This is a genomic window from Caulobacter sp. GSs2 (assembly GCF_058680895.1).
Genome location: NZ_CM178725.1, coordinates 1,611,700 through 1,626,272, shown reverse-complemented (window position 1 = coordinate 1,626,272; position 14,573 = coordinate 1,611,700). Strand labels below are relative to the sequence as shown.

General features: G+C 66.8%; 11 protein-coding genes. 3 read left to right on the top strand and 8 right to left on the bottom strand.

Going from position 1 to position 14,573, the window contains the following annotated elements:
- Window positions 1-108: 108 nt before the first annotated feature.
- From ACW17Z_RS07905 to ACW17Z_RS07890, 4 genes are all read right to left on the bottom strand, one after another.
- Window positions 109-3,000 (bottom strand): TonB-dependent receptor, encoded by a 2,892-nt coding sequence (locus ACW17Z_RS07905; RefSeq protein ID WP_492058269.1) that lies wholly within the window; start codon window positions 2,998-3,000, stop codon window positions 109-111.
- Window positions 3,001-3,111: 111 nt separating this feature from the next.
- Entirely contained in the window at window positions 3,112-4,038 is a 927-nt protein-coding gene (locus tag ACW17Z_RS07900) for a FecR family protein (protein ID WP_492058268.1), read from the bottom strand.
- Entirely contained in the window at window positions 4,035-4,538 is a 504-nt protein-coding gene (locus ACW17Z_RS07895) for an RNA polymerase sigma factor (RefSeq protein ID WP_492058267.1), read from the bottom strand. Before ACW17Z_RS07895 ends, ACW17Z_RS07900 begins: the two co-directional genes overlap by 4 nt.
- A 147-nt stretch (window positions 4,539-4,685) precedes the next feature.
- Window positions 4,686-5,717: an AraC family transcriptional regulator gene (locus ACW17Z_RS07890; protein ID WP_492058266.1), complete on the bottom strand. Its 1,032-nt coding sequence runs from the start codon at window positions 5,715-5,717 to the stop codon at window positions 4,686-4,688.
- A 112-nt stretch (window positions 5,718-5,829) separates the two neighbouring features.
- On the opposite strand from ACW17Z_RS07890, the gene ACW17Z_RS07885 reads away from it, so the two are divergent.
- On the top strand, window positions 5,830-6,654 hold the full coding sequence (locus ACW17Z_RS07885; protein ID WP_492058265.1) for a DUF2306 domain-containing protein: 825 nt from the start codon (window positions 5,830-5,832) through the stop codon (window positions 6,652-6,654).
- Here the strand turns inward: ACW17Z_RS07885 and ACW17Z_RS07880 are convergent.
- Entirely contained in the window at window positions 6,651-7,112 is a 462-nt protein-coding gene (locus ACW17Z_RS07880) for an Lrp/AsnC family transcriptional regulator (RefSeq protein ID WP_492058264.1), read from the bottom strand. The two genes, ACW17Z_RS07885 and ACW17Z_RS07880, sit on opposite strands and share 4 nt — an antisense overlap.
- A 111-nt stretch (window positions 7,113-7,223) precedes the next feature.
- Here ACW17Z_RS07880 and ACW17Z_RS07875 point away from each other — a divergent pair, with 111 nt between their 5' ends.
- Entirely contained in the window at window positions 7,224-8,435 is a 1,212-nt protein-coding gene (locus tag ACW17Z_RS07875; protein ID WP_492058263.1) for a methionine gamma-lyase, read from the top strand.
- 171 nt (window positions 8,436-8,606) lie between these two features.
- Window positions 8,607-8,960: a PilZ domain-containing protein gene (locus tag ACW17Z_RS07870; RefSeq protein WP_419320017.1), complete on the top strand. Its 354-nt coding sequence runs from the start codon at window positions 8,607-8,609 to the stop codon at window positions 8,958-8,960.
- A gap of 81 nt (window positions 8,961-9,041) precedes the next feature.
- Here ACW17Z_RS07870 and ACW17Z_RS07865 read toward each other — a convergent pair whose 3' ends face one another.
- From ACW17Z_RS07865 to ACW17Z_RS07855, 3 genes are all read right to left on the bottom strand, one after another.
- A complete protein-coding gene (locus ACW17Z_RS07865) occupies window positions 9,042-9,479 on the bottom strand; it encodes a helix-turn-helix domain-containing protein (protein WP_419254172.1) in 438 nt (145 codons plus the stop codon).
- A gap of 282 nt (window positions 9,480-9,761) precedes the next feature.
- Window positions 9,762-11,285, bottom strand: a complete 1,524-nt coding sequence (locus ACW17Z_RS07860) for a response regulator (RefSeq protein WP_492058262.1) — start codon at window positions 11,283-11,285, stop codon at window positions 9,762-9,764.
- 200 nt (window positions 11,286-11,485) lie between these two features.
- Complete coding sequence (locus tag ACW17Z_RS07855) at window positions 11,486-14,305, bottom strand: TonB-dependent receptor (protein ID WP_492058261.1); 2,820 nt, start codon at window positions 14,303-14,305, stop codon at window positions 11,486-11,488.
- Between the last annotated feature and the right edge of the window lie 268 nt (window positions 14,306-14,573).

The following is a 14,573-nucleotide window of genomic DNA, read 5'->3' as shown; positions in this document are numbered from 1 at the left end:
ACGGGCTGTTTGCGCGTCCTTGACCAGAGCATGACGCCCTCAAAAAAATGGTCCGCTCAGCGAACCGAGCGGACCAGTTGAGGGGAAGACGGTGTCGAAAGGGACGTCCTAGAACTTGGCCCGCAGGCCAAGGCTCACCGTGCGGCCATATTTGGTGTAACCGCCGAACCAGCCGCCCTTGACGAACTGCCACTGGGCCGCATCGGCCAGGTTCTGAGCCTCGACCGCCGCCGTGATCTGAGGCGTGATCTTGTAGCTGACGCTGGCGTCCAGCGAGCCGAAGGCGCTGTCGTTCAGCGCCGACAGGCCAACCCCGCCGACGTCCTGAAGCACATCGTCGACCCAGCTGTAGCTGGCGCGGGCCGCGAAGCGGTCCTTCTCGTAGAAGCCGGTGACGTTGAAGCTGTTCTTGGCGACGTTGACCATCTCGTCCTTGAGGGTCGGCGAATAGGTCGCTTCGGTGTCGGTGTAGGTATAGTTGGCTAGGAAGCCCAGGCCGTCGAACGGCGCGGGCAGGCTCTTGAACAGGTGCTGATAGGCCAGCTCCACGCCCTTGATCGTCGCCTTGCCGCCATTGGTCGGCGAGGTCAGCAGATAGGTCTGGCCGTCGACCACGAGGTTGGTCTTCTGGCTGTAAACGAAGGTGGTGATGTCCTTGTAGAAGGCGCCGGCGATCAGGGCGCTGCCGGGGGCAAAATACCATTCCAGCGTCGCGTCGTACTGCCAGGCCTCGAAGGGACGAAGCTCGGGATTGCCCCCGACGGCGGTCAGCACGGTGCCCGACGAGTTCAGGGTGAGGCGGGGCGCCAGGTCGGCCAGGGACGGACGCGTGATGACCTTGGCCGCCGCGACGTGGGCCTGCAGGGTCTCTGACAGCTCCAGCACGAAGTTGGCGGTCGGCAGGGCGTCGCTATAGGTCTTCTCGTAGCGCACAGGGATCGCCGCCGTGCCGTTGTCGGCATAGCCCGCCGAGACCTGCTTGGTCTGGGCCAGCCGCACGCCGACCTGACCCCGCAGCCCGGCGCCCAACAGCTTGGAGTCGATGTCGGTCAGCGCGTAGGCGGCGCCGATATCTTCCGACACATGGTACGAATTGCGACGGTCGGCGCGGGCCGTGCCCTTCTGGGTCTTGTCGGCCACGGCCCAGAACGCGGCCGGATCGGGCATGGCCCAGGTGTTGGGCAAGGTCCCGTCGACGTCGCCCAGGAAGTCGCTGACCGGGAACGCATCGAAATAGTCGGCGCCGAAGAACTTACCGGCCAGGTTGGTCGTGAAGTTGATGTCGGCGCGGTTATAGTCGCGCGAGCGCTGGCGGTACTTCACGCCGAACAGCACGCGGGTCAGCGGCCCCCAGGACACCGGCCGCTCGGCGTCGAACTGGATGGCGCTCTCGTCGTCGGTGGAGTTGTTGATCCGCCACTCGATGCGGCGGAACGGCAGCAGCGAAGGGTTGCTCAGATTGGCGGTGAGCAGCTTGACGCTGGGCACGGCGTCGTCGTCGGCCCTGGTCATGGCGAAGGTCGTCTGGCCGATCGCGCCCAGCAGACGGGTGCGGGTGATCGGCTTGGAGGTTTCGGAATAGGCGCGCGCGTAGGCCACATCGGCCGTCAGGGTCCAGTCGTCGAGCTTCTGGCGGATCTTGCCGGCGACCATCAGGTTGTCGTGGGCCAGGTCGCTGACCTCGCGGCCGATCTGGGTGGTCGAGGTGACCGTGCCGCCGACCAGGACATTGTCCTTGATCACCGCCGAGCCGGGAACCAAAGTGGCGACGCCCTGGTCGACCGAATAGGTCAGCTCGTCATAGTGATCGTCCAGCTTGGTGTAGCTGGCGTCGAAGGTCACTTCGGTTTCTTCGCTCGGCCGATACTGGGCCGACAACACCACGCCCTTGCGCTCGCGATCCTCGCGCTCGAGGGTCGGGCGGATGGCGGTCGGATAGAGGTTGATCCCCTGGGCGATCATGGTCTTGCCCAGGGTCGTGGACGGGTCCGAGTAGCTCCAGCCCACGCCCGTGATGCGGTCCTGGCGCAAGGTGCGCTGATCGAACACAGCCGCCGCGAGCACGCCGAAAGTCTGGGCGTCATTGGTCCAGCTGATCAGGCCCGAGACGCGCGGATCCGTCTTGCCGGCCAGTTCTGGCCGACTGGCCGTGGCCGACAGGGCCACGGTGCTGCGGCCCAGGTCCAGCGGACGGAAGGTCTTGATGTCGACCACACCGCCGATCGCGCCTTCGTCCAGGGAGGCCAGGGGCGTCTTGCCGACCTCGACGCCGGCGACCAGCTCTGACGGCAGGGTGTCAAAGCGGAATTGACGGCCGCTCTGGCCGCTGTCGCGCATGTTCTCGTTCACGGCGGCGCTGCGGCCGTTCAGGGTGACGATCTGGAAGTTGGGGCCCAGGCCCCGAACGCGCACGAACAGCCCCTCGCCCCGGTCGCGGGTGATGGCCACGCCCGGCACCCGCTGCAGGGCCTCGGCGATGTTGTTGGACGGGAACTTGCCGATATCCTCGGCCGAGATGCCATCGACCACGTTGACCGCCTTGCGCTTTTCCGACAGCGCCTTGGCCAGCGAGTTGGCGAAGCCGCCGGTCACGACGATCTCCTCGACAGTGCTGGGCGCCTCCTGGGGCGCCTCGGCGACCGGCGCGGCGGCCTCGGCGCGGGACGCCGGGGCGGTCGAGATCTTCTGGACGGCCGGGCGCAGAATCGCCGCGCCGCCGTTGCGGACATAGGTCAGGCCCGTGCCGCGCAGCAGCTGAGCCAGGCCGCTCTCGACGTTCAGCTCGCCGCTGACGCCGCCGGTGCGCTTGCCCGCCAGCAGAGCCGGATCGGCTAGCACCTGTAGGCCGGTGGCGCGGGAGAAGGCCGGCAGGGCGGAGGCCAGATCGCCGGCCGGGATGGCCAGGACGGGCTTGGGCGCGGGCGCCGACAGGGCAGGAGAGGCCGCCAGCAGGGCGACGGCGGACGTCGCGCCAAGCCAGGCAAAGGTTTTGGAGGTCATCGCGTCATCCCCGAATTCGCGCGGCGCGTTCGCCGGCTTCGGTGGTGAAGACGTCGGCCGAGCCCTGTTCCGGACAGGGAATTTTGTGAAGTTTCCGCGACGCCCAGGTTGTCAGCGGGACAACGCCAAGCTGCCGGCCTCTTCGCGGACCCGGAAACCGTGGACAAGAGCCAGGTTGCGCACCAGGGCCTCGGGCTCGTCGAGGCGGAACCGGCCGGCCACGCGTCGGCGGCCCAGGGCGGGGTCGTCGATGACGATCGGCGTCATCGACGCGCGGTTGAGGCGCTCCACCAGCCGCGCCAGCGTCACGCCATCGGTCTCCAGCCAGCCCGACCGCCAGTCGTCTGCCGACGGATCAAAGGCGCGCAATCGGGACAGTCGACCCTCCTTGGCGAAGGCCTGCTGTCCCGGTGTCAGGTCGGCGGTGCGATGGACAAGGCCCGCCGGCGCCAAGCGCACCCTGCCGCGATGCACCGACAGTTCTAGCTTGCCGTCGCCGCGCTCCAGATTGAAGGCGGTGCCCAGCACCCGGGCCGAGCCCTCCGGCGCGCTGACCGTGAACGGACGCGCGGCGTCGTGGGCGACATCGAAATAGGCCTCGCCGGTAATCAGTCGGACCTCGCGACGGTGCGTCCCGATCCGCGCCTCCAGCCGGGTGGCGCCGTCCAGGGTGACCTTCGAGCCATCCGCCAGGGCCACGGAGCGGATCCTGCCCGGCGCCGTCTGGACCGTCATCGGCTCCACAGTCATCAGCTGCAGCTGGGGCCAGGCCAGCACCAGGGCGAAGACGCAGGCCGCCAAGCCGCCCGCCAGGGCCGCGACGGGCGCCCAGGCCGGTCGCCGGATCGAACGGCGCTGGACATCAAGGGCCATGGCCTCGATCAGCGCCACATCCTGCGCCGTGGTCCAGATCTGGTCGAAGGCCGCGCTGTTGGCAGGATCGGCGGCGCGCCAGGCGTCGAAGTCCTGGTCGTCCTGCGCCTGGCGATCCAGGCGTCGCGCCACCCAGAGCGCGGCTTGCTGTCGAGACCCGCTCATGGACGGCCCCCGGCGCGGCGCTCGGCCTTGGCCATTTCGCGATGCAGCTGCTCCAGCGCCCGCACCACATGCTTCTCGACCGCCGCCTCGTTCATGTTCAGCTCGGCGGCGATCTGGCGGGTGGAGTGGCCGTGCAGCCGTCGCCGAATGAACACGTCGCGCCGCAGGGGCGGCATGGCGTCCAGCGCCTTTCCGAACACCTCAACCTTCTGGCGATGCATCAGGATCTGCTCCGGAGCGGGGGCCTCGCAGGGAATGTCGTCGTTCAGCGCCTGGACCGCGCGGCGGCTGTGATGGCGGAAGTGGTCGTGGACGAGGTTGAGCGCAATCCTGTAGCCAAGCGCCGCCCGGTCCACGACGTTTCTCGCCCGCTCGTAGGTCATCAGGCGCAGCAGGGTTTCCTGCACCAGGTCGTCGGCTGCGGCCGGGTCGCGCGTGCGGCGGACGATGAAGTGATAGAGGTCATGACGCTGAGCGCGCAGGCTGGCGAGATCAGTCATCAGCGCCCGTCATCGACGCGGTCGATCGCAAAGGAAACGGGCGCGCTTCTGGCTGGCATCCGGCGGCGCTACCACGCGTTGATGACAGTTTTCACGATGCGTCGACGGCTGGACAGGCGCCTTGGCCACCAGGACGGTCTTCCGCCTTCAGCCAGATGTCGTCGCCGGCGCGCCCTTGCGGCCGCGTGGGCTCTCGCCTGTCCAGCGCTTGAAGGCGCGAGAGAAGGCGCTGGGGTCGGAGAAGCCCACGAGATAGGCGGTCTCGTTGACCGACAGCTTCTTGCTCCCCAGATAGTCCAGCGCCATCCGGCGACGCAGATCGTCCAGCACCGCGTCGAAGCTGGCGCCCTCGGCTTTCAAGCGGCGATAGAGGGTCTGTCGGCTGAGGCCCAGACGTTTGGCGATGGCGTCCATGGCCAAGTCGCCGGTATGCAGCAGGGGGATCAGCAGGGTCTCGACCCGGCCGCGCGTGGTCCCGCTGGTTTCCAGCTGTTTCAGCAGCGTCTCGGCGTGTTCGTTGAAGATTCCGAAGACATAGCGATTGGGCTTGTGGGTCTTGACCGCCAGCCACGAGGCTTCGATCCGCAGGGCGTTGCGGGGCTGGTCGAAGGCGACGGGCGCCTTGAAGATGCGGTCGTATTCGGCGCTGTAGCCGGGCCGGGGATGGGTGAGGTGCACCGCGGTCACGAACGGCACGTCGCCATGGCTGCGGGTCACTTCGCAGGCAAACCGCGAGAAGGCCGCTTCGGTCAGTTCGGGGAAGGCGTTGGGATCGGGGCGCCGGTCCTCCAGCCACAGCTCTTCGCCCTGCCGGACCAACTGGAAGCGTTGCTCGACGCCCAGGCCGTCGATCTCGGTGACCAGCCGGGAATAGCGGCTCAACTGCTGCAGGCTCTCGCCCATGGTCTCGCCGGCCTTGCAGATCAGGCCGACGATCGACAGCTCCTCAAAGCGCGTGCCTTCGCTGAACCGCAGCGCCAGGGCGGGCTCGCCACAGAGGTCCTGGCCGGCCTTCATCAGGGCCTTGTAGCGGTCCATCGGGATGCGGCTGTCCTGGTCGGCGAGGTCTTCGACCGCGATGCCGGCCCGCGCCGCCAGGGTTTCGCGGTCGGCTCCAAGAGAGACGGCGAAGTCCATCAGCGCTCTGGCGAAGCCGCCTGAAACCGTCGATCCGCGCATCTGCTCTCCAGGGTCAAGAATCTGGCCCCCGCGATCATGGCGGCCCGCGCGACCGGTTCCTAGCCTGGATCTTACGGCTCGAATTGAAGCCTTTCGGAAACAGGCAGGCAGAATGAAACCGGTATCGGCGCGCCGCATGGATGGGCTGGCGGCGGCCACCCTGGCGCTCAGGGCTTCGGCGGCGCTCTGGTATCTGGCGCTGGTCGTCGGGCTGTGGGTGTTCGGCTACTACATCGTCACCCTCTATGGCGTCAGCGCGCTGCGGGGCGATTGGGCGCGCTGGAACACGGTGTTGCCGGCCGGGCATGGCTATAATCCCGGCGATCTGGGCGGCAATGCGGTGCTGGGCGTCCACCTGCTGGCCGCCGGCCTCGTCAGTTTCAGCGGCGCGCTGCAACTGGTCCCGCAGATCCGGTCGCGCCTCCCGGCCCTGCATCGCTGGAACGGCCGGCTGTTTCTGCTGATCGCCCTGATCATCAGCGGCTCAGGTCTCTATGTGGCCTTCACGCGCGGGGCGGTCGCTGGAAGCTATATGGCGTTCGGCAATACGCTGAACGCGGTGCTGGTGATCATCTGCGCCGTCCTGGCCTGGCGTCACGCCGCCGCCCGCCGGATCGCCCTGCACCAGCGCTGGGCCCTGCGATTGTTCGTGCTGATGTACGGGGTCTGGTTCTACCGGGTGGGGATGATGCTGTGGTTCGTCATCCACAGGGCGCCGGTGGGCCACAATGACACCTTCACCGGGCCGTTCGACATCTTCCTGGCCTTCGCCCACGTGCTGCTGCCGCTGGCGGTGCTGGAGGTCTACATGGTGGCCCGCGACCGGGGCGGGGCGCTGGCCAGGACCGGCATGGCGCTGGCCCTGTTTGTCCTGACCCTGGCCATGAGCGTCGGCATCTTCGGCGCGACCATGGGGATGTGGCTGCCCAGGCTCTAGGTTCCGGCCAGGGGAAACACCCGCGTCTGCTTGACCACGCCATAGGCGAAGCTGGTGTCGATCGAGGCGATGCCGGGGATGGCGTGCAGCCGGCGGCGGATGAAGTCCTCATAGGCCTCCAGGCTCTCGACGATCACCCGCAGCAGATAGTCGTCGCCGCCGGCCAGCAGGAAGCAGTCGAGGATCTGGTCGATCCGCGCCACCTGGTCCTCGAAGCCCTTGACCACGTCCTGACCATGGCGATCCAGCCGCACGCGGATGAAGACAGTGATCGGCAGGCCATAGGCCTTCTGGTCGACCAGGGCGGTGTAGCCGGTGATCACCCCTTCGGCTTCCAGATTGCGCAGCCGGCGCAGGCAAGGGGAGGGCGACAGGTTCACCCGGTCGGCCAGGTCCTGGTTGGTCAGGCGGCCGTCCTTCTGCAGTTCGCGGATGATCTGACGGTCCTTGGCGTCCATATCGGCTCCTCGGGGTGGAATCTGCCAAAACTGGCACCTTCACTAGCAGACTTGGCAATCTTCCGCCGATGAATCCGCGTCAATCTCGTGCCGTAGCAACGGAGCACAGTCATGGCGCGCGACCTCATCGAGACCGGCTTTTCAACGCGGGCGATCCACGCGGGCTATGATCCGGCTGACGAGCACGGCGCCCTGACCCCGCCCGTCCACCTGACCTCGACCTTCGCCTTCGATAGCGCCGAGGCCGGCGGCGAGATGTTCGCCGGCACGCGGCCGGGGCACTTCTATTCGCGGATCTCCAACCCGACGACCGACCTGCTGGAGCGCCGGGTGGCCTCGCTGGAGGGCGCCGAGGCCGGCGTCGCCACGGCCTCGGGTATGGGGGCGATCACGGCGGTGATGTGGAGCTTCCTGCGCTCGGGCGACGAGGTGGTCACCGACCAGACCCTGTATGGCTGCACCTTCGCCTTCCTGCGCGACGGGCTCTCGCGGTTCGGGGTCACCGTCACCCAGGTCGACATGACCGACATGGAAGCCCTGGCGGCGGCGGTCAGCGACAAGACCCGGATCATCTATTTCGAGACCCCGGCCAATCCCAACATGCGGCTGGTCGACATCGCCGGCGCCGCGAAGGTCGCGCGGGCCTGCGGGGCCAAGCTGGTGGTCGACAACACCTACGCCACCCCGCTGCTGACCCGGCCGATCGAACTGGGCGCCGACATCGTGGTGCATTCGGCCACCAAGTATCTGGGCGGTCATGGCGACCTGATCGGCGGCATCGCCGTCGGCGGAGTCGAGGATATGGCGCGCGTGCGGCTGACCGGGGTCAAGGACATGACCGGGGCGGTGATGTCGCCCTTCACGGCCTTTCTGGTCATGCGCGGCCTCAAGACCCTGGCCCTGCGCATGCGCCAGCACTGCGCCAGCGCCGCCAGCGTCGCGACCTGGCTGGAGGCCCATCCGGCCGTGACGCGGGTCTTCTATCCGGGACTGAAGAGCTTTGCCCAGCATGACCTGGCCCAGCGCCAGATGGCCTTGCCCGGCGGCATGATCGCGTTTGAACTGGCCGGCGGGCACGCGGCCGGGGTGGCGATGATGAACCGCCTGACCCTGATCCGTCGGGCCGTGTCGCTGGGCGACGCCGAGACCCTGATCCAGCATCCGGCCAGCATGACCCACTCGACCTATAGCGCCCAGGAGCGGGCGGCGGCGGGCATCGGCGAGGGGCTGGTGCGGCTGTCGATCGGCCTGGAGGACGAGGCCGACATCCTGGCCGATCTGGCCGGCGCGCTGGAGCGGGCGGCCTCGCCGGTGGTCGCCTGACGGCCCTCAAAGGTTAAGGGCGCGGCGCCATGATCCGGGGGCGGCGGGGCATGTTGGGTTTCCGACAAAAGCCTCGGGGTTTCAGCGGCTTGTGCGAGGTCTAAGGTCGCAGGAGCGACAAAATCGCATCGCCTGCACGGCCGATTAACCGCGCCATGCGTTTATGACTTCATGTCCAAGTACGCGCCAGGCGCAGATGGTGATCGGCGGGGTGCGGCCCGTATCTCGACCCACAGGGCGGGAAAGCTGCTCTGTGGCGCCTTCGCCTGGGACTGCGTGATCCGCGACGTTTCCGACGCCGGCGTTCGCGTGCAGATGCTGGCCGGCGCGGCGCCTCCCGCCAAGGCCCAGCTTGTCGATCTGGCCGCCGGCCTGGCCCATGATGTCCAGATGGCCTGGCACAAGGAGCGTGAGGTCGGCTTCAAGATCCTCAAGACCCATGACCTGCGCGGCCTGACCCACGCCTCGGCGCGGACGGCCAAGAACATCTGGGCAGCCTCGCAAGCGCGAATCTCGGCCAGTTAGAGCTCTATGGGACGACCCGGACGCAAGAAGGCCTCGACGGTCGCCCGCCGAGGCCTTTTGTTGCGCTGGGCCGCTGAGGGATCAGGCGGCGGCTTCGTTGCGCCCGGCGTCGTCGGCCATCGCCCGGACCAGATCCAGCACCTGGCGACGGACCCGGCCGCGCGCGATGCGCGGGAACACCTCGGCCAGTTCCAGGCCTTCCGGCGTGGTCAGGAATTCCTGGACGATGCGTTCGGCGTGCAGGCCGGCGTCATCGGCTTCCGAGCCGCCCATGGGGTCGGCCAGGCCATCGAAGAAGAACGACACCGGCACCTGCAGGGTCTTGGCGATCTCATACAGTTTGCTGGCGCTGACGCGGTTGGCGCCGCGCTCGTACTTCTGGACCTGCTGGAAGGTCAGGCCCAGGGAATCGGCCAGTTGCTCCTGGCTGACGCCCAGCAGTTTGCGGCGCATCCGAACGCGCCCGCCGACATGCAGGTCGACCGGATTGGGTCGCCGCCCCTCGGTTTCTTCGCCCATGATTTCGCCTCCAAAGGTTGTCTGGCTTACATGACACGACCGTGACGGCCCGGAAAGTCAGGCGCGGCATTAGGTCGCGCATACAGGCCCCATACCCACCCCGATATGGGTTCAGGGTGGGCTTGCGCCTTCAGGAGACGGTCGAACAGGGTGCTGGACAGGGCGATCTCTGCCCCTCGCCGCTGCACCAGACGTTGAGGCGCGGCGCAGAACTGGTCATGACCAAAGGCGGCGATGGCCGGGCAAAATGAGGTTCAGCCGCGCCTCGCCGAAAGCCTTTGATCAGGCCGCGACGTCTTCCTCGGCTTCGCCGCTGAGCAGGGCGCTGAGCACGGTGGCCAGGCGCTCGGGCTTGATCGGCTTTTCGACCACGTCCTGCATGCCGGCCGCCAGATAGGTCTGGACGTCAGCGGGATCGGCATTGGCGGTCAGGGCGACGATGGGGGTGATGGCCGGACGACCGCTCATCTCGCGAATGGTGCGGGTGGCGGTCACGCCGTCCATGCGCGGCATCTTGATGTCCATCAGGATCAGGTCGAAGCGGCCGCTTCGAGCCATTTCGACAGCTTCCACACCGTCGACCGCCTGTTCGGAGGTGCAGTCGAACATGTCGCACAGCGCTTCGGCGACCATGCGGTTGGTGGCGTTGTCGTCGACGATCAGGATGTGGGCGGCGCGGGTGTCAAGGGTCGGTTCGGCCGGCGCCGCTGCATCGATCTCGGCGGTCGGGGCGTCAAAGGCGAAGCGTACGGTCAGGCCGGCGCCGCGATTGGCCTGCGCCATCACTTCTCCGCCCAGGCCGCGCACGATCCGGTGGGCCAGGGCCATGCCCACGCCCAAGGCCATTTCGGTGCGATCCTCGATGCGCGCCGCGCCCAGCGGCTCGTAAATCCGCGCGAGACGATCTGCGGCCAGACCCCCGGCGTTGTCGCGGACGCTGCCGTCCAGATGCACGCCGTCGGCGCCGATGCGGGCTTGCAGGCAGGCCTCGATGACGCCGCGGCCGCTGGCCAGGGCGCTTTCGATCAACGCGTCGAACACCTGCAGCAGACGCTCGCCGTCGACCTCGACCCCGCATTCGGGTTCGCCGTCATAGGAGAACAATAGGGTGGATCCGCCCTCGGCGGCGCGGGCCGACCAGCGGGCCTCGACGGCGTCGGCCAGGTCGCGCAGGCGCACGGGTGTCGGGGTCATCGGCAGTTGGCCACCGGCCGCGCTGTGCAGGTCGATGGCGCGGCCCAGCATGGCGCCCATGTCGCGGCTGGTCTCGCCGATGGCGCGCACGAAGGCGCTGGCGTCCGGGGTCAGGCGCTGCTGCTCCAGACGCGCGGTGATGGCCAGGACGCCGTCCAGGTGGTGATTGATGTCGGTGGCCATCCGTTCGACCAGGGCCATGGCGTCTGCAGCCTCGCGCTGGCGCCGACGATAGGAGGTCAGCAGCGGGCCCAGTCCGCCCACGCCAACATAGTCACCGGCCTCATCTACGGCCACGAACGCGGTGCGGAACACAGGCGAGGGGCTATCGGCAAGGCGGTCGACGAAGGCGCCAAGTTCGGTCTCGACGGGGACCTGGCGCGGATCTCGGTCCATGACCTCGACGATGGGACGCTGGCTCAGGGCGTCGCGGGCGACGGCCATCATGCCCATGAACACGTCACGATAGACAATGCCGGTCGGTGCGGCGCCGTCGACGACGGCAACCGAAAAAGCTCGGTGATCTGCGTCGAAGATCGCCCAGACGTCCTGGCAGGACGTGGTTGAGGCGACCGGCGGACGGCGATCAATGAGACGAGATAGCGTTTCCATGCGGCCGCTTCGCTGGCGTCTGTGAGCGACTACCTTGCCCGCCTCGCCCTTGCGGAGTCGTTAAGTCGGGGCCGATTCTCAGGAAAGTTGCTTCCGGCGCACCCAATCTCGGGACCACGGGCAGACCATCAGGCCATAAAAAGGGGCGGCGGGATGACCCGCCGCCCCCTGCAGAAGAGCGTCCCGTCAGGGACAGCCGGTTACCACTTCTTGGTGATGCTCACACCGTAGAGGCGCGGCTCCTGAGTGATGACGTTGGTGAACAGGCCCGAGGAGTCGTCGCTGGTGTAGGCGTCGATGATCGGAACGTCGTTCAGCAGGTTCTTCACATAGGCGTCGACCTCCAGGCCCCATTCCGACTTCTCGAGCTTGAGGGTCAGGTTGGCGTTGTCCCAGGCCTTCAGGCGGTCGTAGGCGGTGTTGTAGACCCGGGCGTACTGGCCCGTCTGGCGGTAGTAGTCGCCGCGCAGCGTGGCCGACCAGCCGGCCGCCATGTCCCAGCGATACTGGGCGCCGATCGAGGTCGTCCAATGCGGCGAGCTGGGCAGCTCGTTGCCGGAGATGTCAGCCGCCGTACCTTCGATCGAGTAGCCGGCGCCGTAGTTATAGAGGCCGGTGCCGTTGGCCAGGAAGTTGGCCGTGGCGGCGGGAGCGCCTCGGCTCTGCAGGAAGCCGGCAAACACCGCCGGACCGCCGCAGGCGAAGGGCAGGGTGCCGCCCTGGCCGATGGCCAGCAGGGTGGCGACGCCGGCCGTGCTGAGCACGCAGTTGGCGCCGACGCTGGCGTTGGGCAGGCCCGGGCCGACCTTGACCAAGGTGTAGGCCGGGTTGCTCTGCGTGCGGTCCATCGTGTCGATCGACTTCACGCCCTTGCCGATCTCGGTGTGCAGGTAACCGACATTGGCGTTGATGCGCAGATTGTAGATCGGCGACCAGATCGACTCGAACTCCAAGCCATAGACCTTGGCGTTGACGTTCTCGTTGACCGAGGTGCGGTTGACGATCTTCGAGATCTGGTAGCCTTGGTAGTCGTAGTAGAAGCCCGTCGCGTTCATGATCAGGCTGCCACCCATCAGGGTGTTCTTCGTGCCCAGTTCGAACGCGTTGACGAATTCCGGATCAAAGGTTTGCGGGATGCCGACGGCGTTGGCAGGCACGCCCGGATTGATGCCGCCGCCCTTGTAGCCCTTGGAATAGAAGGCATAGACCAGGGTGTCGTCGGTCATCGACAGCTCTGGCTTGTAGTCGAAGCCGAAGCGGCCGGTCAGTTCACTGAAGCTGACCTTGGCGGTCGGCGTGACCGGGTCGAGGACCAGGCCGGTGCCCGGGGCGAGCAGCACGGTCTTGTAGTTGTCGACTTCCTTGCGGTCGCGCGTCTGGCGCAGGCCCAGGGTGAACTTCAGCTTGTCATTGGCCTGCCAGTACATTTCGCCAAACAGGGCGTCCGACTTCAGGCGGTAGGGGGTGCGGTTGTCATAATAGTTGTGACCCGAGCCGTCGGGCGTGGCCCCGGTGTCGATGCCGATACAGGTCAGCGGCAGGGTGACCGGATTACAGTTTGGATTGCCGCCATTGCCCGGCGTGGTGGCGTTCAGGGCCAGGGCCGACAGGGTCAGCGAGTTGCCGATCACATAATAGTCGGTGACCGTCTCGTAGTCGAAGTGGATGCCGCCGATGTTGAAGTTCAGCGGGCCATCGAAGTTCGACGACAGGCGGAATTCCTGACTGAACTGTTCGGCCGCGTTGGACGAGATGTCCAGCGTGGTGAACTTGTTCGTCCGGCCCGTCTGCGGATCGGTGAAGAAGCCGCCCGGCGTGAAGGGCGTGTTGTTGAACGGCACGGCCGAGACGTTGCGGTTGTAGTCCTGCTTCGAATAGACCGAGTTCTCGCTGTACGACGTCATGGCCGTGATGGTCAGGCTGTCGGTCAGGTCGTAGTTCAGGGTGAACTGATAGACGTCCGACTTGGACCGGTAGATCGGGTCGAACGACGACTCGAACTTGTTCAGATCCTTGTCGGTGGTGTCGCCGGCGTTCACGTCGCCGCTGGTGAAGCCGAAGATGTTGCCCAGTTCGCCGGTGAGCGTGCCCGAGCTGTTGACGGTGCCATAGGCGTTGTTGCTGTACAGCGAGCCGGGCAGGCAGCCCTGGGTCAGGAAGATGCGCGCCGCGCCGGTCGCGACGCCGCCGACGGTGGCGGGGCCGTTGTCCTTGGTGCACAGCTGCTTGCCGGTGCGCGAGCGGGCGTCTTCTTCATCGAAGCGCTCCCACAGGAAGTTGGTGCGCAGCTTTTCCGTCGGGTTGAACATCACCGAGATGCGGGTCGAGTACAGATCCCGGTCGTCCACCTTGTTGCCGGTGAACGTGTTGGTCATGAAGCCGTCGCGCTTCAGATAGGCGCCGGCGGCCCGGATGGCGAGCTTGTCGCCGAAGATCGGCACGTTGATCATGCCGCGGACCTTCTGGGTCCCGTAGTTGCCGACTTCGGCGCGGGCCATGGCTTCGAAGGTGTCGGTCGGCTTGGCGGTGATCAGGTTGACCACGCCGCCAGTGGCGTTGCGGCCGTACAGCGTGCCTTGCGGGCCGCGCAGAACTTCCACGCGCTCCATGTCATAGAATTCGGCTTCGAACAGGTTGCCCGACTGCTGGGGGGCGTTGTTCAGGTGGACGCCGACGCCGGCGTCGGCCGATGCGCCGACTGCCCGGGCCCCGATGCCGCGGATCTGGAAGTTGAAGCTGTTGGTGAAGTTGCTCTTGGCGAAGCTGACGTTCGGAATGGCAAGCTGAAGATTCGGACCCCCGTCGATCTTCTGGGCTTCAAGCGTGTCCTGGCTGAAGGCGGAAACCGCGATCGGCACGTCCTGAAGGGCTTCTTCCTTCTTCTGGGCGGTGACGACCAGTTCCTCGATGACCGTGGTCTGCTGACCGGTCTGGGCCAGCACGGGTGTGGCGACGGCTGCGAGCACGGCCGCCGAAGCGCCCATGGCCAACAGGCTCCGCAAACGCGAAGATTGCGACATTCGAATTCCCTCCCTGAACGCCGCGGCTCCTTATGGCGGACCCTGCGTGCGTCGCTTGTTTCCTCGGCGCCGTACAATTCGCGCTACGCGGGCGTACGGCGGACCCCTCGCAGCATAGGCAGATTGCATACTTGCGTTCTTTGACTGTCAACTGCCGTCAGCCTAAGTGAACAGCGATAGGTTACGCCTTTTCACTTTCCCCGGCATCACGTTCTCCTGTTTGGGGCAAGTTTCCACCGGTATTAGAAAAGCGGGTTTGGCGCTTACC